This is a genomic window from Arthrobacter gengyunqii, from assembly GCF_023022985.1.
Taxonomy (GTDB): domain Bacteria; phylum Actinomycetota; class Actinomycetes; order Actinomycetales; family Micrococcaceae; genus Arthrobacter_B; species Arthrobacter_B gengyunqii.
Genome location: NZ_CP095461.1, coordinates 1,864,606 through 1,889,516, shown reverse-complemented (window position 1 = coordinate 1,889,516; position 24,911 = coordinate 1,864,606). Strand labels below are relative to the sequence as shown.

At 64.3% G+C, this 24,911-nt stretch carries 25 protein-coding genes; 13 read left to right on the top strand and 12 right to left on the bottom strand.

Annotated elements, in window-relative coordinates; all coding sequences use genetic code 11:
• Window positions 1–8: 8 nt before the first annotated feature.
• Window positions 9–632 (bottom strand): peptide deformylase, encoded by a 624-nt coding sequence (locus tag MUG94_RS08640; RefSeq protein ID WP_227907817.1) that lies wholly within the window; start codon window positions 630–632, stop codon window positions 9–11.
• Between the two features lie 62 nt (window positions 633–694).
• On the opposite strand from MUG94_RS08640, the gene MUG94_RS08635 reads away from it, so the two are divergent.
• On the top strand, window positions 695–1,249 hold the full coding sequence (locus MUG94_RS08635; RefSeq protein ID WP_227907818.1) for an SOUL family heme-binding protein: 555 nt from the start codon (window positions 695–697) through the stop codon (window positions 1,247–1,249).
• Between the two features lie 76 nt (window positions 1,250–1,325).
• On the opposite strand, the gene MUG94_RS08630 is transcribed toward MUG94_RS08635, so the two are convergent.
• A complete protein-coding gene (locus MUG94_RS08630; protein WP_104054271.1) occupies window positions 1,326–1,631 on the bottom strand; it encodes a DUF4193 domain-containing protein in 306 nt (101 codons plus the stop codon).
• 816 nt (window positions 1,632–2,447) lie between these two features.
• Between MUG94_RS08630 and MUG94_RS08625 the strand changes: the two genes are divergently transcribed.
• Together MUG94_RS08625 and MUG94_RS08620 are read left to right on the top strand one after the other, a co-directional pair.
• Entirely contained in the window at window positions 2,448–2,897 is a 450-nt protein-coding gene (locus MUG94_RS08625) for a YciI family protein (protein WP_227907819.1), read from the top strand.
• Complete coding sequence (locus tag MUG94_RS08620) at window positions 2,855–4,162, top strand: RNA polymerase sigma factor (RefSeq protein WP_227907820.1); 1,308 nt, start codon at window positions 2,855–2,857, stop codon at window positions 4,160–4,162. The genes MUG94_RS08625 and MUG94_RS08620 overlap by 43 nt, the downstream gene beginning before the upstream one ends.
• A gap of 49 nt (window positions 4,163–4,211) precedes the next feature.
• Here MUG94_RS08620 and MUG94_RS08615 read toward each other — a convergent pair whose 3' ends face one another.
• Both MUG94_RS08615 and MUG94_RS08610 read right to left on the bottom strand, forming a co-directional pair.
• The gene (locus MUG94_RS08615) at window positions 4,212–4,766 is read right to left on the bottom strand and encodes a Clp protease N-terminal domain-containing protein (RefSeq protein ID WP_227907821.1); all 555 of its coding nucleotides are present in this window, start codon (window positions 4,764–4,766) and stop codon (window positions 4,212–4,214) included.
• The gene (locus MUG94_RS08610) at window positions 4,759–5,004 is read right to left on the bottom strand and encodes a hypothetical protein (protein ID WP_227907822.1); all 246 of its coding nucleotides are present in this window, start codon (window positions 5,002–5,004) and stop codon (window positions 4,759–4,761) included. Before MUG94_RS08610 ends, MUG94_RS08615 begins: the two co-directional genes overlap by 8 nt.
• Window positions 5,005–5,170: 166 nt before the next feature.
• Here MUG94_RS08610 and MUG94_RS08605 point away from each other — a divergent pair, with 166 nt between their 5' ends.
• On the top strand, window positions 5,171–6,268 hold the full coding sequence (locus tag MUG94_RS08605) for an ATP-binding protein (RefSeq protein WP_227907823.1): 1,098 nt from the start codon (window positions 5,171–5,173) through the stop codon (window positions 6,266–6,268).
• A 263-nt stretch (window positions 6,269–6,531) separates the two neighbouring features.
• Window positions 6,532–7,329 (top strand): DUF3626 domain-containing protein, encoded by a 798-nt coding sequence (locus tag MUG94_RS08600; RefSeq protein WP_227907824.1) that lies wholly within the window; start codon window positions 6,532–6,534, stop codon window positions 7,327–7,329.
• A gap of 96 nt (window positions 7,330–7,425) precedes the next feature.
• Here MUG94_RS08600 and MUG94_RS08595 read toward each other — a convergent pair whose 3' ends face one another.
• A complete protein-coding gene (locus MUG94_RS08595; RefSeq protein WP_341482156.1) occupies window positions 7,426–7,785 on the bottom strand; it encodes a hypothetical protein in 360 nt (119 codons plus the stop codon).
• A 24-nt stretch (window positions 7,786–7,809) separates the two neighbouring features.
• On the opposite strand from MUG94_RS08595, the gene MUG94_RS08590 reads away from it, so the two are divergent.
• The 4 genes from MUG94_RS08590 (at window position 7,810) to MUG94_RS08575 (ending at window position 11,468) form a co-directional block, all read left to right on the top strand.
• Entirely contained in the window at window positions 7,810–8,958 is a 1,149-nt protein-coding gene (locus MUG94_RS08590) for a zinc-dependent alcohol dehydrogenase (RefSeq protein ID WP_227907825.1), read from the top strand.
• Window positions 8,959–8,971: 13 nt separating this feature from the next.
• Window positions 8,972–9,559 carry a hypothetical protein gene (locus tag MUG94_RS08585; RefSeq protein WP_227907826.1) on the top strand — a complete coding sequence of 196 codons (588 nt, stop codon included), beginning with the start codon at window positions 8,972–8,974 and terminating at the stop codon, window positions 9,557–9,559.
• Window positions 9,560–9,592: 33 nt separating this feature from the next.
• Window positions 9,593–10,327, top strand: coding sequence for an AAA family ATPase (locus tag MUG94_RS08580; RefSeq protein ID WP_227907827.1), 735 nt, complete (start codon window positions 9,593–9,595; stop codon window positions 10,325–10,327).
• A gap of 76 nt (window positions 10,328–10,403) precedes the next feature.
• Window positions 10,404–11,468 (top strand): tartrate dehydrogenase, encoded by a 1,065-nt coding sequence (locus MUG94_RS08575; RefSeq protein ID WP_227907828.1) that lies wholly within the window; start codon window positions 10,404–10,406, stop codon window positions 11,466–11,468.
• Here the strand turns inward: MUG94_RS08575 and MUG94_RS08570 are convergent.
• Together MUG94_RS08570 and MUG94_RS08565 are read right to left on the bottom strand one after the other, a co-directional pair.
• Window positions 11,465–12,598: a tartrate dehydrogenase gene (locus MUG94_RS08570; protein ID WP_227907829.1), complete on the bottom strand. Its 1,134-nt coding sequence runs from the start codon at window positions 12,596–12,598 to the stop codon at window positions 11,465–11,467. The two genes, MUG94_RS08575 and MUG94_RS08570, sit on opposite strands and share 4 nt — an antisense overlap.
• Window positions 12,599–12,724: 126 nt before the next feature.
• Entirely contained in the window at window positions 12,725–13,675 is a 951-nt protein-coding gene (locus MUG94_RS08565) for a LysR family transcriptional regulator (RefSeq protein WP_227907830.1), read from the bottom strand.
• Between the two features lie 153 nt (window positions 13,676–13,828).
• Between MUG94_RS08565 and MUG94_RS08560 the strand changes: the two genes are divergently transcribed.
• Both MUG94_RS08560 and MUG94_RS08555 read left to right on the top strand, forming a co-directional pair.
• A complete protein-coding gene (locus MUG94_RS08560; RefSeq protein ID WP_227907831.1) occupies window positions 13,829–15,457 on the top strand; it encodes an SLC13 family permease in 1,629 nt (542 codons plus the stop codon).
• Between the two features lie 48 nt (window positions 15,458–15,505).
• Complete coding sequence (locus tag MUG94_RS08555) at window positions 15,506–16,348, top strand: alpha/beta fold hydrolase (protein WP_227907832.1); 843 nt, start codon at window positions 15,506–15,508, stop codon at window positions 16,346–16,348.
• Between the two features lie 24 nt (window positions 16,349–16,372).
• Here MUG94_RS08555 and MUG94_RS08550 read toward each other — a convergent pair whose 3' ends face one another.
• Window positions 16,373–17,188, bottom strand: a complete 816-nt coding sequence (locus tag MUG94_RS08550) for a lysophospholipid acyltransferase family protein (RefSeq protein ID WP_423724344.1) — start codon at window positions 17,186–17,188, stop codon at window positions 16,373–16,375.
• Between the two features lie 138 nt (window positions 17,189–17,326).
• On the opposite strand from MUG94_RS08550, the gene MUG94_RS08545 reads away from it, so the two are divergent.
• Window positions 17,327–18,271 (top strand): alpha/beta fold hydrolase, encoded by a 945-nt coding sequence (locus MUG94_RS08545; protein WP_227907834.1) that lies wholly within the window; start codon window positions 17,327–17,329, stop codon window positions 18,269–18,271.
• Here MUG94_RS08545 and MUG94_RS08540 read toward each other — a convergent pair.
• The 4 genes from MUG94_RS08540 to MUG94_RS08525 form a co-directional block, all read right to left on the bottom strand.
• Window positions 18,253–19,014 carry a glycosyltransferase family 2 protein gene (locus MUG94_RS08540; RefSeq protein WP_227907835.1) on the bottom strand — a complete coding sequence of 254 codons (762 nt, stop codon included), beginning with the start codon at window positions 19,012–19,014 and terminating at the stop codon, window positions 18,253–18,255. The genes MUG94_RS08545 and MUG94_RS08540 overlap by 19 nt on opposite strands.
• 92 nt (window positions 19,015–19,106) lie before the next feature.
• Window positions 19,107–20,480 (bottom strand): Na+/H+ antiporter NhaA, encoded by a 1,374-nt coding sequence (gene nhaA / locus MUG94_RS08535; RefSeq protein WP_227907836.1) that lies wholly within the window; start codon window positions 20,478–20,480, stop codon window positions 19,107–19,109.
• Between the two features lie 124 nt (window positions 20,481–20,604).
• Complete coding sequence (ligD, locus tag MUG94_RS08530; RefSeq protein WP_227907837.1) at window positions 20,605–21,627, bottom strand: non-homologous end-joining DNA ligase; 1,023 nt, start codon at window positions 21,625–21,627, stop codon at window positions 20,605–20,607.
• Between the two features lie 45 nt (window positions 21,628–21,672).
• Complete coding sequence (locus MUG94_RS08525; RefSeq protein ID WP_227907838.1) at window positions 21,673–22,896, bottom strand: MFS transporter; 1,224 nt, start codon at window positions 22,894–22,896, stop codon at window positions 21,673–21,675.
• 296 nt (window positions 22,897–23,192) lie between these two features.
• Here MUG94_RS08525 and MUG94_RS08520 point away from each other — a divergent pair, with 296 nt between their 5' ends.
• Entirely contained in the window at window positions 23,193–24,908 is a 1,716-nt protein-coding gene (locus MUG94_RS08520) for an alpha-glucosidase (RefSeq protein WP_227907839.1), read from the top strand.
• The last annotated feature ends 3 nt before the right edge of the window (window positions 24,909–24,911 follow it).

Genomic DNA, 24,911 nt, shown 5'->3' with positions numbered 1-24,911 from the left:
GTGGGCGTCTAAAAGCCCAGTCCCCGCCGGGCCTCGTCAATGGAGGGCGAGGCCCAGCGGCGCAGGTATTCGGCGTTGCTGCACAGCGACCGGGTCAGGACCTTGTCGACATAGACCGTGCCGGCCAGATGGTCGGTTTCATGCTGCACAATCCGAGCCTGCCAGCCTTCGAAAACACGCCGGGAGGCTGCCCCCTGCGCGTCGGTGTACTGCAGGGAAACGGTCCGGTAGCGCGGGACGGCGCCCTGATAGCCGTTGAATGAGAGGCAGCCCTCGAAGAATTCCACCAGGTCTTCGGACGCAGGCGTGCAGACGGGGTTGATGGCGGCGAAGAAGGGCAGTGGACGGCGATCGCGGACGTCAGTCTGCTCCGGATCCTCAAACGCATCTTCGAGCACGGCGATCTGCAGCGGAATGCCCAGCTGCGGGGCAGCCAGCCCCACCCCGGGAGCCGCATGCATAACCCGGCGCATGAGATCGATCAGGGCAGTGAGTTCGCTGCTGTCGAGTTGGCCGTCGTAGGGGAGCGCTTCCGCCCGCAGGGCGGGATGACCCAGTTGAACGATCGGCGGCAGATCCGTTTCCAGCAGCGGGAGAACAAGATCGCGGATGAGTGAGGTTTCTGAGGGCACTGCCCCATCCTAGTTGCTTGCACCGTTCTCAAAGCAGCATCAGGCGGGTATCCTCACGCCATATGACAGAACAGCAGCCGTACCAGGTGCTTGCCGTTCTTCCCGGCTTCGAGCTGCGGAATTACCCGGCCCATCTGGTGGCGCAGGTGACAGTCCATTCGTCTTTGGAGGCGGCGGGCAACACTGCGTTCCGCTATTTGTTCGGCTACATCAGCGGCAAGAACATGCCCAGCGGTGCCAATCCGTCCCATAACCCCGCGGATGTTCCGCTGCCGGTCAAAATTCCCATGACGGCGCCGGTGGTACTTCAGCCGCAACCCCTCGAGGGAACCTATACCGTGGCCTTTGTGCTTCCGGAAACGCTGACCCCCAACGCGGCACCGGACCCGGACGATCCCGCCGTCACGATCGTGACGATGCCGGCAAGCCGGGGCGCGGCAGCCTCTTTCTCGGGCAGGTGGACGTCACGCAACTATCTGGACCACGCTGAGGCACTGGGGGAGGCGGTGGAGTCCGCCGGCCTGACCCCGGTGGGCATGCCGCGGTTCGCCCTGTTTGACCCGCCCTACAAGCCATGGTTCCTGCGCCGCAATGAAGTGGTTCAAGCCGTGGAATAGATGGTTACAGGCAAAAAAATAGCCGGTTTGGATGCCGCGACAGAGTCGTTCGCATCCAAACCGGATAGCGGCGGACTCAGCCTTCGCAGTCCACGCAGTACTTGTCGCCGTTCTTTTCCTTGGCGATCTGTGAGCGGTGCCGCACCAGGAAGCAGGACATGCAGGTGAACTCGTCAGCCTGTGCCGGGACAACCTTAATGAGCAGCTCTTCGCCGGACAGATCCGCACCGGGAAGTTCGAAGCCGTCGATGGCATCCGTTTCGTCAGCGACGTCCCGAACGGCCGTCATTGCGCCGCCGCGCTGCTGGGCTTTCAGCCCCTCAAGGGAATCGCTGGGGCGGTCTTCTTCCTTGACGCGCGGAGCATCGTAATCAGTAGCCATGTGAAGTGCTTATCTCCTGAAATTTGGGGGGTTAGGCGTAGATCATATAGCCACAAGGGCCGGTTTCACCAACTCGGAACGCAAAAGCGAATCATAGGCCCTAAGGTGCTGTGGCGGAAGTGATCTGGACCCTATTTTTTCGCAGATCAGGCGTGCACCTGCGGGGCGGATCGGGGAGGGGCCCGCTCGGGTTCTTCTGTCAGTTATGTCATGTCGCCACTGGCTGTCTGCGACGGCTGCCTATGCGTTATGACAAGCTGCGCGGCAGCCGGGCTTACGCACGGTTCCTGCGGTGGTGTGCGTTATGTCAACATGCAACGGTCCAAGCGCTCGGCTAATTCCCCAGGGGGGACGTTATGTCAACTCATGCGGGGTCGGAACGGGCGGTGAAACGTAGCCTGCACTACGCAACCCGTATGCACGTCTGCGGCGGTCCGTGCTGGCTCCGGCTCCGAGTCAGCCCGCAAGGCCGGGCCGATGGGCGGGAAGCTTCTCGGAGGAGGCGTAACCGGCCAATGGATGGGCATGTTCCTGCGTGGATGGAAATCCGGCAATCAACCCCTCTCCAGCCAACTCCCTATAACGCCGATAATCTACATTATGTCAAGTAGTGCTGGGGAAGGGGTCCCCCGCACCGGTGCTGGCGGTGCCAGACCAGTTGGCGGCGCACGGTGCGGCGCACGATGCCTTGCCGCGACCGCCCGCTGCTCAGCGGCCTGCGCAAAAAGATTCTTTCCGACGTCGATATCCCTGCGTGCCGTTCGACGGCATAGTAGAAGTCGCATGCCGCGGCTTCGTGAGGAGAAGGAGTCAGCCATGAAGTACATGCTCATCATGCGTTCCACTGACGCAGCACAGGAAGCCTACAAGGATCTGCCCTTCGAGGAGGTCATCAATCGGATGGGCGCCTACAACGAGTCGATGATCAATGCCGGAGTCCTGCTCGCCGGAGAGGGCCTGGCCGATGTGGCACAGGACTCCGACAACGCCTTCGTCGTTGATTTCTCGGATGACCCGCCGCTGGTTACCGACGGACCATACGGCGAGACCCACGAACTCTTCAACGGCTTCTGGATCCTGCAGGTGTCCTCCAGGGACGAAGCCGCCGAATGGGCCAGGCGCTGTCCCCTGGGTGCCGGCTCGAAGCTGGAGGTCCGACGGGTAACCGAGCCCGAGGACTTCGCCGCGTTCGCTGACAACGAGTACATCCGGAAGGAAGCGGGATGGCGCGACGACGAGGCGGCGCTTCGCGCGGGAAACGCGTAGCCGCCGGACCGGAACCCTCCGTGGCCCAGGAAGAGCCCCGTCGGGGTGCGGTCCCCCGCCGTATCGAGGCGCTGTGGCGGATCGAAGGACCCCGGATTGTCGCTGCCCTGGCGCGGGTCACCGGTGACGTTGGTTTCGCCGAGGACATGGCGCAGGAAGCCGTTGCGGAGGCGCTTGCCCAGTGGCCCGCAGCCGGTGTGCCGCGCAATCCGGCTGCTTGGCTCACCGCGGTGGCCAAACGAAGGGCCATTGACAGTTGGCGGCGGACCGAGCGGCTGGAAGAGCGGTACCGTCGGCTCGCGCAGGAGGCGCAGGAGGACGTCGTCGCGGACTGGAACCCGGTGCCCGACGACGTCCTCCGGCTGGTCTTTTCCGCCTGCCATCCGGAGCTCTCCCTTCTGGCGCAGATTACGCTGACGCTTCGGGTGGTGGGTGGGTTGTCGACCAGGGAAATCGCCAGGCTCTTCGTGGTCCCCGTGGCTACGGTGCAGCAGCGCATTGTCCGGGCCAAAAAGACCCTGGCCGCCGCGAAAGTGCCCTTTGAGGTGCCCGAGCCCTCTGAGTGGGAGCCTCGGTTGGCCGGCGCGCTCCGCGTCATCTACCTGATGTTTACTGAAGGGTACTCGGCAACATCAGGCGATCAATGGATACGGCAGGACCTGGCGGGCGAAGCGCTGCGGCTGGGCCGGGTCCTGGCGCGGCTGGTGCCCCGGGAACCGGAGGCTCATGCGCTCGTTGCGCTGATGGAATTCCAGACCGCCCGGTTTGCGGCCCGGACCAGAGTCGACGGAACTCCGATCCTGCTGGCGGAGCAGGACCGGAGTTCCTGGGATCGGGGCGGGATTGAACGCGGACGCGAAGCCCTGGCACGCGCGGATGCACTCGGGCGTGGACGAGGCAACTATGCCCTGCAGGCAGCCGTCGCCAAATGCCACTGTGTTGCTGCGAACGTCGATGGCACGGACTGGCCGCAGATTGTGCTGCTGTACGAGGCTCTTGGCCGGCTGGCGCCAGGCCCTGTGGTGGAACTCAATCGGGCAGTGGCGGTCTCCATGGCTACCGGCCCGGAAACTGCGCTGGCGATTGCGGACCGCCTCGTTGCGCAGGGAGTACTGCGGGGATCCCACCTGCTGCCCAGTGTGCGAGGCGAGCTGCTGTCCCGTCTCGGACGGTCGGCCGAGGCTCGTGCCGAGTTCACCGCCGCGGCAGCACTAGCGGGGAACACCAGGGAGCGGGACATGCTGTTGCGCCGGGCGGCAGAATGAACGGCCGGCACTCCCCTGCTCAGTCCACCGCCTGTAGCCGCAAGTGTTGCTAGGCGGCCTTTCCCCGTTCCCGGAGCACGGCTGCCCGCACCTGTGCCGGGTCTACTCCCAGTGAAGCGATCGTTCGCGCCGCCAGCCCGGAGTCCTCGGCAATCAGCCCCAGCAGGATGTGCTCAACGGTAATCGCCTTATCGTTCAGCGCGATCGCTTGGCGCAGTGAATGTTCCAAGGCTCCCTTGGCTGACGCTGTGAAGGGGATATGTCCGCTGCTGCGGCGGCCCGGGAACCGGTTGCGCCGGCGCGGCGGCCGGTCCAGCGCTCCGGCCCCGAAGCTGGCTTCCACGCTCTTCCGGACCGCGTCCAAATCGACGCCGATGGCCTCCAGCGCCTGGGCGTCAGCGGCGCCGAGTCCCGAAGCGCGCTGTGCCACGGCATCACTCTCGATGCCGAACTGGTGCAGGACCCGGGTGGCGGGATTGTCGCCGCCGGCCAAGATGCCGAGGAGGAGATGGTCCGCCGTGATTTCGCGGGCCTCCAGCGTCCTTGCCTGTTCCTGCGCTTCAATGACAATTGTGCGTGCGTCCTGCGTGAACCGTTCAAACATCGCTGTCTCCCCTGTCCTTGGACCGGCCGAGCCGCCCCGCATGCTTTTTGTGCACTGCCTGCTTTGATACCCCGACGACGGCGGCAATCTCCGCCCACGACCAGCCCAAACGCCGGGCATTCTCCACCTGGAGATCCTCAAGCTGTTCCACGAGGCGCCGCAGGGCAGCCACTGCGCGCAATCCCACGGCGGGATCACGGCTGGTGCCATCACTGATCAAGTCGTCCCGTGTAGCCATATCGTCAACGTAAGCTGACGCGTCGCCATCGTCAACCCTTGTTGCCAAAGAAAGTGGAAACTCCCGGGCGGGCACCGATGGCAAAACTCACCATACTCACATAAACTCACAGCATGTCGGAGACGGAAACTCACAAGACTCATACAAACTCACAGGGAGCCTGCTGATGGAGAACCCCTTCCGCCCATCGGCAGGAGCAACACCCCCGCAAATCCTGGGCCGCGCAGGAGTGCTCGACGAGTTCGAGTACGGACTACGCCTGGGGTCCGGCGCTCCGGGACTTTTGACGATCTTCACCGGCGCCCGTGGAATCGGCAAGACCGTCATGCTGGGTGCCGCCCACGACATAGCCCGGGAAAAGGGCTGGGCCGTCATTTCCGAGACCGCCACCGCCGGCTTCATGGGCCGGATCGGAGAATCCATGCGGGCTATCGCTGAGGAGCTCGGACCCGGCCCGGTAAACCGCCGAATCACGGCAATCGCCGCCGCCGGCTTCAGCATCACCACCCAGCTCCCGCCCGAACGCCAGGTTGCGTGGCGGACACTGGGTGAGGAGCTCCTGAGGCTCTTGGATGAGCGCGGCAACGGGCTGATCATCACTGTGGATGAGATCCATGCTGCTGACCGCACCGAACTTGCCCAGCTGGCAGCCAGCGTCCAGCACTTCATCCAGGACCGGCTGCCCATTGGACTGGTTTTCGCCGGACTTCCGGCCGCTGTGTCCGACCTGCTCAACGAAGGAGTGGCCACGTTCCTCCGCCGGGCTGACAAGATCGATCTTCACGCCGCCGCTGTCCGGGAAGTGGAAGAGTCCTTCGCAGTCACCTTCTCCCAAGCATCCATCGAGGTCTCCCCCGGGCTTGTGCGCCGGGCATCGGAAGCCACGGGCGGGTATCCGTTCCTTATTCAGCTGGTCGGTTACTTCCTCTGGCGCGAAGCGGAAGGCAATCAGGGCAGTCTTACATCCGAAACCGTCGACCGGGCCATTGCGGCGGCAAACCGCCGCAATGCCCGCACTGTCATCGAAGCCGCCCTTGCCGCTGCCTCCCCCAAAGACATGGACTTCCTTTTCGCCATGGCCGAGGATGACGGTCCCTCCCTGGCCGGAGACATTGGCCGCCGCATCGGGGCCAAGACTAATTTGGTGGCAAACTACCGCTCCCGGTTGCTCGCAGCCGGGCTCATCCAATCCACTGCTCACGGGAAGGTCGACTTCGCCATTCCCGGCCTGCGCCAGCATCTGCGAGCGCTGCCCAGACGCTAGGCCCGGTATGCTCCCAGTCGGGTGGCTCCGCTCCCCCGTCGTGTGCTGACAGGGCAGCCGTACCCACACGGCGAACGTGAACCGGCGAGCGCCGGACAACTTCAGGGATACCTGCGAGCGCCGGAGCGATTCGGGCTGTCCCCCTCGCCGTCCTTCCGCCGGAGTGAGTAAGGTGTGCGCCATGTCAGGATCAATGACACTTCTTCCGCCCCCCCTGGGAACGGGCCATCGACTATGTCGGCAACCGGACAGCAGGACCTCCGTTGGACCTGTCCCTGGACGTGACCATTCACTTCCATCCGGACGCCCCCGTGAAGGGGGTTGCGCTGCTGGATTTCCTTGCCGCTGACGGCCTCTACCGATCACAGTTTGAAACAGGAACAGGCAACGGCGGTCTCACTGCTTGGCCGGGCGGTGACCGCTGGCGCTGGGAGCATGACATGTTCGGCGGAGCGTACGACGACGCCCCGCCGAGTCAGCGGCCGAAGTACGGCTCCCTGAACTACCGTCGACGAGACGTGGGTGGAGCGGTTCGGTTCGGGTCCTCGCATCTGCGGCTTCGGCGTGCGGAATACCCCCGCGTAACGTACTGCTTCCCGGACAGCAGTACAGAGCCGGAACACTTTGGAACCATGGAACGGATGCCCCTGGTGGCTCTGGCCAGTGAACACGCACGGTGGTCCGGGCAGGACGTCCTGGATGACCACATTGAAGCGCATGTCCACGGTCCCCTGGTGGTCGGCAGCCACATTGCAGCGCTGGTGCTGGACCCGGCCTACCGGAATACAGACATTGAAGCTGCGGCGCACACGCTGCCGTGCGCGCTGGAGTGGCATGCCGGTTTCCGGCTCAGCGCAGCTGAGCTGGGAAAACACGCCTCATACCGGGGCGAGGACATCGTCTCCGCCGGACAAAGCATCGCCGAGAACGGCTGGCTTGACGCCCGCATCATCGGCGATGCGGTCCGGGAAGAGCGGTTTGACCGGCAGACCCTGAAGAAGGTGTGGCACTGTGTGGCGAGGTTCGGCTACGACTGGAGTGCTGACAGGCGATCCGGATAGCGCTCATCCCGGTCCACTCCACCAAGACATACCGTATTAGAACAAGTGTTCGAGGATGGTCGTCGGGCTCGTCGGGCTCGTCGGCTGACCCAGGGCTCAGGACTCCGCAGTTCCGTCGCGCCGTGCGGCGGGTGCCTTGACCGCTGCACTCACCGCCATGACCAGGCATGCAGTCCATACTGCTCCGCTGGGTCCCAGCGGGGCAGCTGCCAGGCCCGCGGCTGCAGGCAGGAGAACCTGCCCCACCCGGTTGCCCAGGAGCCGCAGTGCCAGGGCGGCGCCGCGTGCTTCCGGCGGGACGGCCGCGGAGACCAGCGTCATGGTCAGTGGCTGGCCGCGGTCAAGGCTGTTTACGACTCCTAGCGGTTTGCCCTCGGCCGACCGGCGTCGGTGGGATCGGAGCACCGCGTGCCCCTTGACGGCCACAAGCATCCGCAGGGATGGTGGGAAATCCATCAGCATGCTTGCAAAGGGGAAACGATGCGCTCCATGGTGTACCGCGGGCCGTACAAGGTCCGTGTCGAAGAAAAGGCCATTCCCGCCATTGAGCACCCGAATGATGCCATTGTTCGGGTGACCGCAGCGGCCATCTGCGGGTCCGATCTGCACCTCTATCACGGGATGATGCCCGATACCCGGGTAGGAACCACCTTTGGGCACGAGTTCGTGGGCGTGGTTCACGAGGTGGGTTCCTCAGTACAGAACCTGAGCGTGGGAGACCGGGTCATGGTCCCCTTCAACATCTACTGCGGCAGCTGCTATTTCTGCACGCGCGGCCTGTACTCCAACTGCCACAACGTGAATCCCAACGCGACGGCGGTGGGTGGCATCTACGGTTACTCCCACACCTGCGGCGGGTACGACGGCGGGCAGGCCGAGTTTGTCAGGGTTCCCTTTGCCGACGTCGGTCCCAGCATCATTCCCCAGTGGATGGATGAGGAAGACGCCCTGCTGCTGACCGATGCCCTGGCCACCGGATATTTCGGTGCGCAGCTGGGGGACATCCGGGAAGGTGACACCGTCATCGTATTCGGTGCCGGGCCGGTGGGGCTGTTCGCGGCCCAGTCCTCCTGGCTGATGGGCGCCGGACGCGTCATCGTCGTCGACCATCTGGAATACCGGCTCGCCAAGGCCCGAACGTTTGCGCACGCCGAAACATACAACTTCGCCGAGTACGACGACATCGTGGTGGAGATGAAGAAGACCACCGACTACCTTGGCGCAGATGTGGTGATCGATGCTGCCGGCGCGGAGGCGGACGGGAGCTTTCTCCAGAACGTCACCGCTTCGCAGCTCAAACTGCAGGGCGGCTCTCCAGTGGCACTGAACTGGGCCATTGATTCCGTGCGCAAGGCCGGGACCGTGTCCGTGGTCGGAGCCTACGGTCCCATCTTCAGTGCCGTAAAGTTCGGCGACGCCCTCAACAAGGGGCTCACGCTCCGGATGAACCAGTGTCCGGCCAAGCGGCAGTGGCCGCGTTTGTTCGAGCACATCCGCAACGGCTACCTCAAACCCAGCGACATCATCACGCACCGCATACCCCTGGAACACATAGCCGAGGGATACCACATGTTCTCGGCCAAGCTCGATGACTGCATCAAACCCCTTATCATCCCCAGCGCGTCCTGAAGGAGAGGAAACCATGCCGGAAAAGCCAAGCACCCCCTATATCGCCGGGGCGCCGAAACGGAAATTCTCCAACGAGGAGCTCCGGGCACGCATTCCGGGCTGGGGTGCGGATTTGGACCCGGCCGACCGTCCGTCGGGGCCCAAGGAACGCACCGATCTGGTGACCGGTGCGCACTGGGACTTTCCTGAGCGGCAGCCGGAGAAGCAGCCGAGGGAACGCTCCATCGAACACGAGTTCGTAACTCCCGTGTTTGGGACCGCCGTGCCGCTCAAGGGAGTTTCCGGCGTGATGAGACGGTATGCCTACAGGTACGGCGAAGCCCGGGCAGCCCACTGGCTTATCCTGATCGCCGCCGACCGCGTGGACGCAGGCGGGAGCCATCTGCGTTCCTTCCTCACCCTGCATCCGGACAACCCGGTCACCGAGTCGGGGGTGCTCAGTGAATTTACGCGGCACGGATTCTCCTCCAGGTTTGGCAGGAACCGGGCCGACTTGAAGGAACAGGCAGTGGTTCCCCTTATTGCCGCGGGACCCTGGATCCTGGGCGGTGCAGCGGCCTTCGCCGGTATTCGTGCGCTTGTCCGCACCGTCAGAAGCTGAGGTTCGGAAGGGCCAACCTGCCAGACTGGAGGCATGCGAGAATCCCGGGGGTTTGATGATGCGCGGCTCGTCCGCGAAGTACGTGTTCGGAAAGACGCGGATATTCCGCGGGACCAGTGGCCGGCAAACATTCCCGCCGTCGCTGCCGTCCTGGACTCCGGACTCGAACTGCCCCCGGGCGTAACGTTCCTGGTGGGCGAGAACGGGAGCGGAAAATCCACCCTGGTGGAGGCGGTGGCGGCAGCCTACGGTCTTGGACCCGAGGGCGGCAGTGTCCATTCGGCCCACTCGACGCACGGAACCGAATCACCGCTGAGCAGCTGGATTTCACTGGTCCGGCAGGCGGGCGCAGCTAAGTGGGGGTTCTTCCTGCGGGCCGAGACCATGCACGGCTTCTATACCTTTCAGGACCAGCTCGAGGGCGGCCACGATTTCCACACCATGAGCCACGGAGAGTCCTTTCTCGCCGTAGCCGAGACGTACTTGGATTCCCCCGGCTTCTACTGCCTCGACGAGCCGGAGGCAGCGTTGTCCTTCAGCTCCACCTTGGCGATGATCGGCGTGCTGGATGATCTGGCGGCCAACGGCTCCCAGATCCTGTGTGCAACACACTCCCCCGTACTGGCTTCACTGCCGGGTGCCACCATCTACGAAACCGGCGAGCATGGAATTGCCCGGCGGAACTGGGAGGACCTGGACCTGGTTTCGAACTGGAAGTCCTATCTGAACGAACCCCGCCGCTACCTGCGGCACATCCTGGCCCGCTGACGGAGCAACCCGCGGGCCGCGCCTTATCCACTGCGGACTTTGACATTACGGGTACGTTCCCGATGTGATGGGGCTCATGACTGACCGCTACCGCATTGCACTCATTCCCGGCGACGGCATTGGCCACGAGGTGCTGCCGCCTGCCCGGGCGGTGCTCGACGCCGTCGCCCGCCGCCACGGCATTGACCTCACCTATGACGAATTTGACTGGTCCTGCCAGCGCTATTTGGAGCAGGGCGCCATGATGCCCTCGGACGGACTGGACCAGATCCGCGGGCACGACTCGATTCTGCTCGGCGCGGTCGGCTGGCCCAGCGTGCCGGACCACGTGAGCCTGTGGGGGCTGCTGATCCCCATCCGCCGCGAGTTCCGGCAGTACGTGAACCTTCGTCCCATCCGGGTCCTGGACGGTGTTCCCAGTCCCCTGCGCCGCGAACTGACGGACCCCGGCGTCGACTTTGTGGTGGTGCGTGAAAACAGCGAGGGCGAGTACTCGGAGATCGGCGGCCGCCTGAACCGCGGCCTTCCTTCCGAGATGGCAATCCAGGAATCGGTCTTCACCCGCGCCGGCGTCACCAGGATTTTGGACTATGCCTTTGATCTGGCCGGCCAGCGCCGCGGTGTGCTGACCTCCGCCACCAAATCCAACGGCATTATCCACACCATGCCGTTCTGGGACGAGCTGCTGCAGGAACGCGCGGCGGACTACCCCAAAGTGAAGTGGAACTCCGAACACATTGACGCCCTGGCCGCGAAGGTGGTGCTGAACCCGTCCCACTTTGATGTCATTGTGGGCTCCAACCTGTTCGGCGACATCCTCAGCGACCTGGCGGCCGCCATAGCCGGCAGCATTGGCATTGCTCCCTCCGCCAACCTCAACCCCGAGCGGGAGTACCCCTCCATGTTCGAGCCCGTGCACGGCTCGGCCCCGGATATCTACGGACAGGGCGTGGCCAACCCGCTGGGCGCCATCTGGTCCGCGTCCATGATGCTGGACCATCTGGGGCATCCGGAGGCGGGAGCCGAGGTGCTCGAAGCGGTGTTCGGTGTGCTCGCGGATTCGCCGGTGCGGACCCGGGACCTGGGCGGCACCGCCGGGACCGAGGAGTTCACCCGGGAAATCCTGGCCCGCATCGGTTAGTTCAAGACGGTATCGGGCGGCTGAGGGCGTCTCAGCTCCTCAATTACCGCAGCTGCCACCTCTTCCGTACCCGCGGATCCCCCGACGTCGAGGGTACGGATGCCGGCTGCCGTAACGGCAGCCACGGCCGCCTCCAGTCGCCGGGCAGTCGAGGGCAGGCCCAGATGGTCCAGCATCAGTGCGGCACTCAATATGGCACCCACGGGGTTGCTGATTCCGCGGCCGGCAATATCCGGAGCAGACCCGTGCACCGGCTCAAACATTGACGGGAACCTGCGCTCCGGATTGAGGTTTGCGCTGGCCGCCAGGCCCAGGCTGCCCGCGAGCGCCGAGCCAAGGTCCGAGAGGATGTCGGCGAACAGGTTGGATGCCACCACCACTGACAGGTCCTCCGGATGCAGGACAAACTTGGCGCTCATCGCATCCACCAGCACGCTCTCGGTTCTCACGTCCGGATAGTCGGGCGCCACGCGCTTGAACACGTCGTCCCAGAGCACCGAGCCGTACTGCTGTGCATTGGACTTGGTGACACTTGAAACCTTCCGCACCGGACGGGTGCGGGCGACGTCAAAGGCAAAGCGGATGATGCGCTCGCACCCCTTCTCCGTGAACAGAGCAGTCTGTACTGCCACTTCGTTGCCCGGTCCCCGGCCGGAGAGATTCCGCCCTCCCAGTCCCGCGTATTCGCCTTCGCTGTTCTCCCGGACCACCACCCAGTCCAGCGGCATCCGGTCGGCCTTGCGCAGCGGGGACTCGACACCCGGCAGGAATGTCACCGGGCGCACGTTGGCCCACTGGTCAAAGTTCTGCGTGATGTTTAGCCGAAGCCCCCACAGGCTCACATGGTCCGGAACGTTCTCCCACCCCACGGCCCCGAAGTAAATGGCGTCGAAGCCGCGCAGCACGTCAAGCCCGTCCGGGTCCATCATGCGGCCGTGCTCGGCGTAGTACTCGGATCCCCACGGGAATTCCTGCCACTCAAAGCCAAACGAACCCGCCGCGCTCCCGTCCGGACTTCCCCCGGACTGTTCTGCCAGAGCGTCCAGGACCTGCCGCCCTGCGGCTATGACTTCCTTCCCCACCCCGTCGGCCGGAATTGCGGCTATCCGATGGATCCTTCGCTCAGGCATATCCTGCTCCCTTTTCGTACGCGGTGCCGGACCCACTCCATCCCGCCCACTGCATCCCGTCCCCACTACATCCCACCCGGGGCGCAGCGTCTAAGACGGATTCCGCATCCGACCAATAGGTGTTCGCTATCCGACGGGCGATGCCTCGCCGATGGAGGTCATATCCGGCTGCTGTCCCGCGGCGACGCCAAGGAAGGCCCGGGCCGCCGGGGTCAGCTCGGCCGCCCGGCTCAGGGCACAGACGTGCAGCAGGACCTCGGGGTCGAGACGTGCGGTCCGCAGGCCCGACTGCCGCGCCAGGAGAGACCACGACGACGGCAGGACCGCATGCCCCAGCCCTGCCAGGACCAGCGGCAGGACGGATGTCCGGTGCGCCACTTCAACGGCAATCTCAAGGTCCACGCCGTTGGCCAGGGCCTCGTCCACAGCCCAGCGCATCAGGGAACCGCGCTGGGAAACCACCATCCGCTGGCCTGCGAGGTCTTCCCACCGCAGCGTAAGCCCGCAGGCGAAGTCGTCCTCGTTCCTCTCAGCGGGCGGAAAGAGGTCCGAGCAGGGATTGAGCACCAGCATCAGCGGTTGCTTGCCCAACGGCAGGACGTCGATGTCCGCTGCCCGGAACGGACGGTCCGCACCCAGCAACCCGATCTCGGAACTCCCGTCACGAACGGCGGCCACAACGTCGTCGCTCGTGAAGGCTGCCTCGACATTAACCGTCACCGTGGGATGGGTCCGCGCGTAGGCGGCAATGATGGAGGTCAGCGGCTCAATGGCGGGCGAGGGCATGGCGATGACATCCAGCCGCCCCCGGCGCATGCCCTTGAGTTCGTCGATCGCGGAGCGTGCCGCTTCCAGATCGCGGACGACGACGCGCGCCGGCCCCACCAGTTCCCTCCCGGCCTCGCTCAGCACCACATTCCGGCCGACCCGGTGAAAGAGCGGAACCCCCAAATCACGTTCCAGGCTCTTGATCGTCTGCGAGAGGGACGGCTGGGCAATGAGCAGCCGCTCGGCGGCGCGGGTAAACCCCTGGTGGTCCACAACGGCCAGAAAGTATTTCAGGTGCCTGACGTCCATGAAAGCTCCCTTGCATTCGGACGACGGATCCTTCGCAGAACCCCTCAGCGGCGAAGCATTGGTTTCACCTATGGGTGAGTAGACAACAGGTTCTGGACGCGGCACAAGACACTGGTCCATAGTGAACGCATTCAACGAGGAAGGACCCCGATTGTGTACACACAACAGCCGGCTCCAACCGAGGATTCGGGCGCCCCGCAACGCACAGATGTCCGCGCAGCCCTTTTGGGCGGAACCACGTTCCGCAGCCTCAGCGAACAGACGCTCTCTCCCCGGGAAGAGAAGTTCGAACGCACCCGTCAGACCATCGGCCTGTTCCTGGCCCCCGTCGTCGCCGTTGTTTTTGCCCTGCTCCCCCTGAACCTGGACCTGCAGCAGCACATGCTGGCGGCCATCCTGCTGGGCGTCATTGTCCTGTGGATCTGTGAGCCCGTGCCCATCCCAATCGGCGGGCTCATCGGCGTTGCGGCCATCGTGGTCCTGGGGGTGGCTCCGGCCAGTGCCGTCCTGGCTCCCTTCGGATCGACCACCATCTTCACCTTCATCGGTGCCTTCATCCTGGCGCAGGCCATGCTTAAGCACGGCATAGCGCAGCGGCTGGCCTTTGCCGTGCTCTCTGCCCCCGGGGTGGGGAAATCGACATACCGGGTGGTGATCGCCTTCGGTGTGATTACCTGCCTGCTCTCGGCCTTCGTCTCCAACACCGCCACCGTTGCCATGCTGATGCCCACCGCGCTGGGCGTGCTGGTGGTCATCGCCAAACTGATGCAGGACCGCGGCATCGTCAAAGCGGATTTTGATCCGCTGCGGATGCGCGTGGGCGCCGCCCTGCTCCTGATGCTGGCCTACGGTGCCAGCGTGGGTGGACTGCTGACCCCCGTCGGTTCTCCGCCCAACCTCATTGGCCGCGGACTGATCGAGGAAGCGACAGGAGTGCGCATTTCCTTCGCCCAGTGGATGGCCATCGCCGCACCCGTGTGCCTGGCAATGTTCGTGGTGCTGGCCCTGGTCATGCTGCTGCTGAACAAACCGGAGATCCGCCGCCTCGAAGGCGTGGAGGAATACGTCCGGGAGCAGCGGGAGGCCCAGGGAAAAATGTCACGGGCGGAAGTCAACACGCTGATCGCCTTCGGAGTGACCGTCACCCTGTGGCTGGCCCCCGCGGTCGCGAGCCTGATCGGGGGCACGGAGTCCGAGGCATACATCTTCCTGGACGACCGGCTGGACGAGGGAATCGTAGCCGTGCTCGGCGCCTCCCTGCTGTTCATCCTGCCCGTGAACTGGAAGCAACGGCAGGCCACGCTGACGTGGTCCGACGCGGCCAAGATCGACTGGGGCACCATCCTGCTCTTCGGAACCGGCATTATCTTCGGTGCACTGCTTGCCTCCACGGGTCTGGCCGAAACCATCGGCCAAGGCGCCTCGGACAACCTGAACATCACCAACATCGTGGCCATCACGGCCTTCTCCGCGATCCTGGCCATCCTGATCTCGGAAACCACGTCCAACACCGCTTCCGCCGCGGTGATCGTGCCGATCGTGATCCCACTCTGCCAGGCCATCGGCGTCGATCCGTTTGTGCCGGCGCTGGCGGCCACCTTTGCCGCGTCCTTTGGGTTCATGCTGCCGGTGTCCACACCGCAAAATGCCATCGTCTACGGGACCGGCGCCGTACCCATCACCCGGATGATCCGCACCGGCCTGTTCTTCGACATCCTGGGAGCCATCCTGATCATCACGATCGTGCCGGTGATGATCGCCGTCGTAGGCATTGGAGGGTAGCTCCGAAGCGCGCTCCACCTCTACCCGTCAGCACCGAAAGGAACCGTCATGCCCCATGTCACTGTAGGGACCGAAAACACCGGAGACATCAATCTCTATTACCAGGACCAGGGGTCGGGCCAGCCCGTCCTGCTGATTCACGGCTATCCGCTGGACGGCGACTCCTGGGAGCGGCAGACCCGGGCACTGCTGGGCGGCGGCTACCGGGTCATCACCTACGACCGGCGCGGCTTCGGGCGGTCAAGCCAGCCAAACTCCGGCTACGACTACGACACTTTCGCCGATGACCTGTCCACCCTCATTAACGAACTGGACCTGCGGGACGTGGTGCTGGCGGGCTTCTCCATGGGCACCGGGGAACTGGCCCGCTACGTTGGCCGGCACGGCACCGACCGGATCAGCGGACTGGCTTTCCTGGCGTCGCTGGAACCATTCCTGCTGCAGACGGACGACAATCCAACCGGCGTACCAGCCGAGGTCTTTGAGGGAATCGCTACGGCCGCGCAAACGGACCGTTTTGCGTGGTTCAACAGCTTCTTCTCCGACTTCTACAACCTCCCGGAAAACCTGGGAACCCGCATCAGCGAAGAGGCCGTCCGCGGCAGCTGGAACGTGGCCGCAGGAAGCGGACCCCGGGCCGCCTACGCCGTGGTGCCGACCTGGCTTACGGATTTCCGGGACGACATCGCCAAAGTCCGGGAATCAGGGCTCCCGGTGCTCATCCTGCACGGAACCGCCGACAACATCCTGCCCATCGACGCAACCGGACGGCCGTTCTCCGAGGCACTTCCGGACGCCCGTTACGTGGAGATTGAGGGCGCCCCGCACGGTCTGCTCTGGACGCACGCCGACGAAGTCAACGCCGAACTGCTGGACTTTCTGAACAGCTGAACTGCTAACGGCTCCCCGGTCCCGTTAGCCGGTGATCTTGTATTTTTCGCGGTCCTGTTCATCCAGGATGATCTGTTCTTCCACGGTCATGGCGCTGCCGCCGCGGCTGACGGGCATCCACCAGGCGCCCGGTTCAGGCGTCACCGGGTACGTGTCGATGCAGTGGTCCATGCCGGCCTGCAGGGTTTTCTGCAGCAGCTCGGTTGCTTCGGTTACAGACGCATCAGGGGCAACCCGCATCATCGGGCTGACATGGATCCGCACCGGGTTCTTCCACACGGATTTCAGGCTCAGTCCGTGTCCGCCGCGGGTGAGCATGCGGTGGCTGCCCCAGACCGAGACCGGGATGATGGGTACGCCGGCTTCGGCTGCCATCCGGACGGCACCGGTCTTGAGCTTGCGGACGCTGAAGCTGCGGCTCACGCCGGCCTCGGGCAGCACGGCCAGGTACTCGCCCCGGCGCAGGGCTTCCACCGACTCGGTGTAAGCGGCGGCACCGTTGGACCGGTCCACGATGATGTGCTCACACATGTCGCAGATGGCTTTGACAAAGGGTTTCCGGGCCGCCTTCTTGGTGACCAAAAAACGCATGTGTGCCCTGAGCTTTTTCCACACCAGATACTCGGCGAAAACAAAATCCAGGTAGCCGAAGTGAGTGATGGCCACGACCGCACCCTTGCCGGGAACGGCTGTCCGGGTCAGCCCGCGGATATCTTCGTCGCGGGGAAGGTTTTCGAGGCCGGAGGGCAGGACGGGTATCCGGAAGACCTTGGTCGAGGCGATCCCGGTCAAAACGATGCTGCGGTAGACGTACTTGTTGGGGGGAAACTTCAACGTCATCTCCTCGTGGATTATCCGGGCAGGACAATGATTCTATCTGCTTCGGTGCCGCACTCCCGCACGGAAGTACCGGCGGTCACAGCCGGCTTTTGGCCGTCCTCCCTGCCCCCTGGCCATGCTCCGCGGTTACTGTGGCGTATGGCATGGCGAAACCTGGCACGGGTGCGCGGAGGCCGGGGCGCCCTGAAAGCGCATCCGGTCCTCCTCGACGACGCCCAGCGGCTCGACGCCCAACTGGGAGAGATCAACTGGGCAACCCCTCCGGAAGGATCCGTTGACCGCGCGTTTTCCGCGCCCAGCGGAACACTTGCCATGCGGACCATGGGCGAGCAGACCGATCCGCCCGTTGTCCTGGTGCCCGGAGCCATGGGATCCAAGGAAGACTTTTCCCTCATGATGCCGGTGCTGGCAGCAGCCGGATACTACGTCATCAGCTTTGACCTGGCCGGGCAGTATGAGTCGGCCGGCGCAGGACCGGAGAATTTGACGCCGCCGCGGACCCACTACGAATATGACCTGTTCGTGAATGACCTTCTCGCAGTCCTGGATTCCCTCACCGGGCCGGCGCACGTGTTGGGTTACTCCTTTGCCGGAATAGTTTCCCAGATTGCCCTCACACGCCGTCCTGATCTGTTCCGCTCCCTGTGCCTGCTGAGCTGTCCGCCGGTGCCGGGCCAGAGTTTCCGAGCCGTAAGCCGAGTGGGCAGGTTCAGTCCCCTGGTCAACGACAAGATGCACGCCGGACTCATCGTCTGGGGCATCCGCAAGAACTTTGTCGGGGTCCCGGCAGCCCGCATGGACTTCATCCGTCACCGCTTCGACTACACGCGGAATGACTCACTCCGGGACATCGTGGGATTGATGAAGCAATCACCGGACCTGCGTGCCGCCCTCAAGGCTGCTCCGCAGCCCAAGCTCGTGGCTGTTGGCCGTGCTGACGTGTGGCCGCAGTATCTGCATTACTCGTTCGCAGAAGCCATTGGCGCCCGGTTCGCGGCCTACGGCGCCGGACACGGGCCCTGCGAGGATGCGCCACACCAGCTCAGCCGTGATCTTTTGGCCCTCTACGCTTCGGCTGGTTGATCCGGCGGAGCGATTCTCCGGGCCTGCAGGCGGGCACGACGTCGTGCACGGGGCGATTCGCCGCGGAAATCCAGGTCAAAGGTTTGCCAGGCCATGACCAACCGGCGCTTCAACCCGCTCCAGTTGTCGAAGGGCCGCGCTGAAACCCCCACCCTCAGGGTCGGGTCGTACAGCACGGACATCCACGGGCGGATCTGGTAGCTCAGGTCCAAGTCGTCATGGACCTGGTGCAGGTCCCGGTGCACCAGCGGACGCAGCTGCGTCCACATAGAAGCGGACATGCCAAAGTTGGACCCGAAGAGGGGCGGGTGGCCGAGGAATGCCCCCACCACATGGATGTAGCCCGCAATGTAGATGTTCTCGCCGATCCAGCGCGTGAGCCGGTTTCCGCCGTAAAAGTCGCCGGGACCGGTCACCGCGGTCATTGGCCCCTGGGCAACGAGGATCCTCTCCACGCGTTCCACCCAATCGGGCGGCGGAACCGAGTCGGCATCCAGCCGGGCCAGCAGATCCCCGGACGCTGCGTCGAACCCCGCTGCCGTTGCGCCGGCGATCCCGGGAACGGAGAGGAACAGCCGCCGAACTCCGGCGGCGGCACAGACGGCTGCCGTGTCATCGGTGCTGCCGTTGTCCACCACCACCACCTCGTCCGGGGGCCGCGTCTGCCGCTGCAGCGCGGCCAGACAGTCGGCGAGCAGGGGCGCATCGTTGCGGGACGGGATAACCACTGAGATTGTCGGCATGGTGCTCCGACTGTAGCGGTGTCCGTCCCGGGCGGATATGCCCCTGCCCGTTCGATGCGGCGGCAGCCGCAATTTTCCTGCGGCGCGGGGTGTTAGGCCTTCGGCCGCTGCTGGTACACGTCGGGGACTCCGTCGGCGTCGGCGTCGACATTTTCCTCCGCCTCGACAGTGCGGTAGTGGCGGTTGCGCGGCGTCAGAACCAGGGAAGCCAGCAGTGCGGCCACGATCGATGCCGCCAAGATGCCCACCTTGGCGTGGTCATTGGGGATGGTGCCGTGGCCAAAGCTCAGGTCCGCAACCAGCAGCGAGACGGTGAAACCGATGCCGGCCAGTACTGCCACGCCGAACAGATCGACCCAGTTGAAGGACGCATCCAGCTTGGCCCGGGTGAGTTTGGTGATCAGCCAGGTGGTTCCCAGGATCCCGATGGGCTTGCCCAGCACGAGGCCGGCAATGATGCCCAGCGAGATGGGATCGGTCAGTGAGGACATGAAGCCGTCCCAGCCGCCAACCGCTACGCCGGCGGAGAAGAACGCGAAAACCGGTACCGCAAATCCGGCAGAGAGCGGGCGGAAGCGGTGCTCGAAGATCTCCGAGAGGCCGGGCCCGGCGTCCGGGCCGCCGCTGGCCTGGCTGCGGATCACGGGTACCGCGAACCCCAGCAGCACCCCGGCCACCGTGGCGTGGATGCCGGAGGCATGCACCAGCGCCCAGACGACGACGCCGATCGGCAGCAGGATGAACCACGCGGCGGAGGCTTTCAGCCCGAAGAAACGGCGGTACTTTTGCGCCAGGAAGGTGTAGAGGGCAAGACCGGCGACGGCGAGGAGCAGCGGCGTGATCTCGAGGTCTTCGGTGTAGAAGACGGCAATGATGGTGATGGCGAGCAGATCGTCAACCACGGCGAGGGTCAGCAGGAAAATCCGCAGGGCGGACGGCAGATGAGAGCCGATGATGGCAAGCACGGCAACGGCAAAAGCAATGTCAGTGGCGGTGGGAATGGCCCACCCATTGAGGCTCTCAGGGTGGCCCAGGTTGATGGCGGCGTAAATCGCGGCGGGGACCGCCACTCCACCCACGGCAGCTGCTACCGGCACGATCGCCTTGCTGACGTTCCGCAGGTCGCCTGCGACGAATTCCCGCTTGAGTTCCAGCCCCACGAGGAAGAAGAAGACCGCCAGGAGTCCGTCCGCGGCCCAGGCCCCCAGGCTCAGTTGCAGATGCCAGGGCTCGTAGCCTATTTCAAAGTCGCGCAGTGCGAAGTAGCTGTCGGAAAGCGGCGAGTTGGCCCACACGATGGCGATCAGCGCGGCCACGACCAGCAGCATGCCGCCGACGGTTTCCTTGCGCAGGATCTCACCGATGCGGAGTTTTTCGCTGTAGCTGCCGCGGCTCAGGACGCGGGGGCCGTCAGCAGGGTTCTTTGCTCCGGGCGACTGCGGCTCCGGCGTGGTGTTGGACGGCATGGATAGCTCCTTAAAAAGCGGTCGACAATGTTATTGCCGACCAGACTTCCCGGCGCACCTTCGCTCTACTTTACGGGAAACCAAGGCTGCTTTCGTGCACGGCTAAGACTTGTTGCATGCACGCCTAGTTCGTTTTGCGTGCACGGCTGGGCTGGACCCGCATCGGTTCGCCGGGCATCTTGGGGTAATCCGGCGGGAACGGCATTTCTCCCAGACCGTTGTCCAGATCCCGCTGCCACCACTGCAGCAGCACGTCAATGCTGCCGGGGTTCGAGCCCATGTCCGCCCACGGGTCCCCTACCGTGCGCAGCCGCTCCGGAACCGTGAGGACGGTGAACTCCCGGGGGTCAGCTTTCTCCAGTTCGTCCCACCGGAGCGGAGTGGACACCGGTGCATGCGGCAGCGCCCGCGGGCTGTATGCACCGGCAATGGTGCGGTCCCGGTTGGCTTGGTTGAAGTCCACAAAGATCTTCTGCCCGCGCTCTTCCTTCCACCAGGCGGTGGTGACGTGTTCCGGCATGCGGCGTTCAAGTTCGCGCGCTGCGGCAATCACGGCATGCCGGACGTCGAGGAACTCATGGTCCGGAGTGATGGGGGCATACACATGAAGGCCGCGGTTTCCGGACGTTTTGATGAAGGCGTCCAGGCCGGCCTCGGCCAGGACGCTGCGCAGTTCAAAGGCGGCGGGAACGGCATCGTCGAAGTCAGTGCCGGGCTGGGGGTCCAGGTCTATGCGCAGCTGGTCCGGATTGTCGGTGTTTTCGGCCCGGGACGGCCAGGGATGGAACACCACCGTGTTCATCTGGACGGCCCACACCGCAGCCGCAGGCTCATCGAGGACCAGCTGCGGATGCGCGCGGGCGCTGGGATAGGTCACGGTGACGGCGCGGATGAAGTCCGGTGCGCCTTTGGGCGGATTCTTCGAGAAGAACTGTTCGCCGTCGATCCCGTCCGGAAACCGCTGCAGTGACACCGGGCGGTCGCCGTTGGCGGCGATGAACGCACTGCCGACCTCCGCCGTGTACTGCGCGAGGTCGAGCTTGGTCAGCCCCAGCTCGGGCCACAGGACACGGTCCGGACTGGAGATGCGCATTTCGCGCTCGCCGTTCGGACCAGGGACAGTCAGGGTGGTTGCTTTGCCGGCCATGGCCATAACCTACAGCACCGAACGGTTCCGGGGACCGGCGGAGATTCAGGCTGCGGTGTCCGCCGGGATTTCCGTGCTGCGGCGGTAGTGCTTGTGGCCGTGGACGAAGTGGTACAGCACCGTGGTGGCCAGGATGCACCCGGCCAGCAGCCAATACATGCCGTGGAACCCGGTCACGGAGACGAGGGCGCCCAGTGCCAGCGGGCCCAGGCCTACTCCCGCGTCCATCATGATGAAGTACGTGGAGGTGGCCAGCCCGACGCGGTGCGGCGGCGCCATGGTGACGGCAATGGCCTGGGCGGTGGGAACCAGGGCGCCGAAGCCGATGCCCACGAACACTCCCGCAGCTGCCAGTACCAGGCCGTTGGGTGCCCACGCCAGCATGGCCAGGCCGACGGCGAAGGAGACCAGCGTGGGATAGATGACGGCATTGTCGCCGTAGACGTCGTGCAGGCGGCCCATGAACAGGCGGGAAATCAGCACTACTGCGGCGTAGACCAGGAAGAACGAGCTGGCGGCAGCCACCAGGTTCTCCTCCTGCGCATAGGAATTCATGAAGGTGAGGATTCCGGCATACGAGGCGCCGGCAACAAACATGATGGAGGCAATCGCCAGGGCCGCCGGATCCAGGATGTCCGTAAAGCGGAGGTGCCATTTGCGGGCCTGTTCCGCAGGGGTCGGCGTCCGCTCGGGCAGCCGAAGCATCAGGGCAACAACCAGGGCCAGGGCCGCACAGGCGGCGCTGGTCAGGAAGAGGACATCGTAGGTCATGGTGTCCACGATCAGCACGGCCAGGAAGGGGCCCACCGCAGTGGCCAGCGTAGTGGAAATGCCGAAGTATCCGGTGCCTTCTCCGCGGCGGCGGACCGGAATCAGACCCATGACCGATGCGGAAATGGAAGTGCTGGCCGCACCGAACGCGGCTCCGTGAAGCAGCCGGATGGCCAGCAGCGCGGCAAGGCTGTCCGCGAGCGGGTAAAGCAGCGCCGCAATGGTGAAGACCACGAGTCCGCCCAGCAGCAGCCGGCGGCGGCCGATAAAGTCCAGGAACTTGCCGCTGAAGACCCGGGCCGCGAGCGCTCCGATGACGAAGGAGCCTGAGGCGAAACCGGAGGCGCTGTCCGAGGCGGAGAACTGCTCAACGGCGTACAGCGCCATGGTGGTCATCAAAAGGTAGAACACCAGGGAGAGGAAAAAGTTGGTGATGATGGCAAGGACGAATCCCTTGGTCCATAGTTTCTGGTCGGGGGTCTTACCGCCGCGTGTCACCGCATACTCCTGTTGCTTTGTTCTTTTATCGGGGGAACCGAGGCCGGAACAAGCTGGCTGAACCGGCCAATCAACGCTACGCCCGCTGAAAATGAGAGTGAAATCCAGAACGGTGCATGTGCTCCTTCTCTCACCGGCGGGACGCCCCGCGTCCGTTTACGCCGGTGCGGGCCGCTGCTTGCCGCGGTCCCTGTTGGACGGCGTGCACCCGGCCATAGACTTTCCTCGCAGGCGGCAGAACGAACCGCGGCGGGCCCCGCTGCCGCTGGGATGGCCTGCGAAAGGACCTTCGCCCCATGAGGAACCCGTATCGGCCGGCATGGTGGACCAGCGCCGTCGTCTACCAGATCTATACCCGGAGTTTCGCGGACAGCACGGGGGACGGCATCGGCGATATCACGGGTGTCATTGAGCGTCTGGACTACCTCAGCGAGCTGGGCGTGGACGTCATCTGGCTCTCCCCCGTCCACCAGTCTCCCCAGCATGACAACGGTTATGACATCTCCAACTACCGGCGCATCGACCACCTGTACGGCACCGAAGAGGAGTTCGACCGTCTGCTGGCCGAAGTGCACCGGCGCGGCATGAAACTGATCATGGACCTGGTGGTGAACCACACTTCCGATGAGCACTCGGCCTTTGTGGTCTCATCGTCATCCCGCAGCAACGTGTCGCGGGACTCCTACTATTGGCGGGATCCACGGAGGGGTTTTTCTCCCGATAACCCGGGCGCCGAACCGAACAACTGGGGATCCATCTTTGGCGGCAGCGCATGGGAATATGACCCCCGAACGGAGCAGTACTACCTGCACCTGTTCAGTCCCCACCAGCCGGACCTGAACTGGGAAAGCACCCGCGTCCGTACCCGTGTCTACGAAATGATGAACTGGTGGCTGGACCGGGGCATTGACGGGTTCCGCATGGACGCCATCAACTTCATTTCCAAACGGCCCGCCCTGCCGGACAGCCCGGTGGGAAGCGGCGGAATGTACGCGAACGGGGCTCCTTTCTACGTCTCCGGTCCCCGGGTGCACGAGTTCATCCAGGAGATGATGCGGGCGGTCTTCGATTACCGGACCAGTGAGTATTTGGTGGTGGGAGAGACCGACGGCGTGACGGTGGAGGAGGCGGTACTGTTCACCGACTCCCTTCGCGGGGAGCTGGACATGGTCTTCCAGTTCGAGCACATGCGCCTGGATCACGGGCCGGGCGGCAAGTGGGACCACCTGCCCATGAAGCTGCGCGACTTCAAGACGATCGCGAACCGGTGGCAGCGCTCGCTGGCAGACCGCGGCTGGAACAGCCTTTACCTGGGAAACCACGACCAGCCCCGGTCAGTGTCGCGTTTCGGCGATGACGCCGAGTACCGATATGAATCAGCCACCCTGTGGGCAACGGTGATCCATCTGCAGCGCGGCACGCCGTTCATTTACCAGGGCGACGAAATCGGAATGACCAATGCCGGCTTCACGTCACTGGACCAGTACCGGGATGTGGAATCGCTCGCCTACTATGACTACGCGGTCACCAGGGGCATAAACGAGGAACATGTGCTGGACACACTGGGAAAGGTCAGCCGTGACAACGCCCGAACTCCCATGCAGTGGGATGACTCCCCCAATGCGGGTTTTAGTGCAGGCAAACCTTGGATAGACGTCAATCCCAATTACCGGTCCGTTAACGCCGCGGCGGACAGGACCGCCGAAAAGTCAATTTTTCGTTACTATCAGCGGCTGATCCAGCTGCGTCACGAATCCTTGGTGGTATCCCTGGGGGACTTTGAAATGCTGGAACCCAACGACCCGCAGCTTTTTGCCTTCCGGCGCAGCTTGGGCAACGAGGAGCTGACCATCATGTGCAACGTCTCCGCCGGTTTGCTTCCCGTGCCCGCCTATCTGCACGGTCGGGAACTGGTGCTGGGTAACTACGGGGAACCCGGCGACCCCAACGTGCTGCGGCCATGGGAAGCCAGAGTGCACCGCCTGGCCGGAGTCGCCACCACCTGGGCTTAGCCG

What these genes read in the sequence shown, in the direction of transcription:
- MUG94_RS08635 (WP_227907818.1), top strand. Translation starts at nt 695, where the DNA reads ATGACAGAACAGCAGCCGTACCAGGTGCTTGCCGTTCTTCCCGGCTTC.
- MUG94_RS08630 (WP_104054271.1), bottom strand. Translation starts at nt 1,631, where the DNA reads ATGGCTACTGATTACGATGCTCCGCGCGTCAAGGAAGAAGACCGCCCC.
- MUG94_RS08625 (WP_227907819.1), top strand. Translation starts at nt 2,448, where the DNA reads ATGAAGTACATGCTCATCATGCGTTCCACTGACGCAGCACAGGAAGCC.
- MUG94_RS08620 (WP_227907820.1), top strand. Translation starts at nt 2,855, where the DNA reads ATGGCGCGACGACGAGGCGGCGCTTCGCGCGGGAAACGCGTAGCCGCC.
- MUG94_RS08615 (WP_227907821.1), bottom strand. Translation starts at nt 4,766, where the DNA reads ATGTTTGAACGGTTCACGCAGGACGCACGCACAATTGTCATTGAAGCG.
- MUG94_RS08610 (WP_227907822.1), bottom strand. Translation starts at nt 5,004, where the DNA reads ATGGCTACACGGGACGACTTGATCAGTGATGGCACCAGCCGTGATCCC.
- MUG94_RS08605 (WP_227907823.1), top strand. Translation starts at nt 5,171, where the DNA reads ATGGAGAACCCCTTCCGCCCATCGGCAGGAGCAACACCCCCGCAAATC.
- MUG94_RS08595 (WP_341482156.1), bottom strand. Translation starts at nt 7,785, where the DNA reads ATGGATTTCCCACCATCCCTGCGGATGCTTGTGGCCGTCAAGGGGCAC.
- MUG94_RS08590 (WP_227907825.1), top strand. Translation starts at nt 7,810, where the DNA reads ATGCGCTCCATGGTGTACCGCGGGCCGTACAAGGTCCGTGTCGAAGAA.
- MUG94_RS08585 (WP_227907826.1), top strand. Translation starts at nt 8,972, where the DNA reads ATGCCGGAAAAGCCAAGCACCCCCTATATCGCCGGGGCGCCGAAACGG.
- MUG94_RS08580 (WP_227907827.1), top strand. Translation starts at nt 9,593, where the DNA reads ATGCGAGAATCCCGGGGGTTTGATGATGCGCGGCTCGTCCGCGAAGTA.
- MUG94_RS08575 (WP_227907828.1), top strand. Translation starts at nt 10,404, where the DNA reads ATGACTGACCGCTACCGCATTGCACTCATTCCCGGCGACGGCATTGGC.
- MUG94_RS08570 (WP_227907829.1), bottom strand. Translation starts at nt 12,598, where the DNA reads ATGCCTGAGCGAAGGATCCATCGGATAGCCGCAATTCCGGCCGACGGG.
- MUG94_RS08565 (WP_227907830.1), bottom strand. Translation starts at nt 13,675, where the DNA reads ATGGACGTCAGGCACCTGAAATACTTTCTGGCCGTTGTGGACCACCAG.
- MUG94_RS08555 (WP_227907832.1), top strand. Translation starts at nt 15,506, where the DNA reads ATGCCCCATGTCACTGTAGGGACCGAAAACACCGGAGACATCAATCTC.
- MUG94_RS08550 (WP_423724344.1), bottom strand. Translation starts at nt 17,188, where the DNA reads ATGACGTTGAAGTTTCCCCCCAACAAGTACGTCTACCGCAGCATCGTT.
- MUG94_RS08545 (WP_227907834.1), top strand. Translation starts at nt 17,327, where the DNA reads ATGGCATGGCGAAACCTGGCACGGGTGCGCGGAGGCCGGGGCGCCCTG.
- MUG94_RS08540 (WP_227907835.1), bottom strand. Translation starts at nt 19,014, where the DNA reads ATGCCGACAATCTCAGTGGTTATCCCGTCCCGCAACGATGCGCCCCTG.
- nhaA (WP_227907836.1), bottom strand. Translation starts at nt 20,480, where the DNA reads ATGCCGTCCAACACCACGCCGGAGCCGCAGTCGCCCGGAGCAAAGAAC.
- ligD (WP_227907837.1), bottom strand. Translation starts at nt 21,627, where the DNA reads ATGGCCGGCAAAGCAACCACCCTGACTGTCCCTGGTCCGAACGGCGAG.
- MUG94_RS08520 (WP_227907839.1), top strand. Translation starts at nt 23,193, where the DNA reads ATGAGGAACCCGTATCGGCCGGCATGGTGGACCAGCGCCGTCGTCTAC.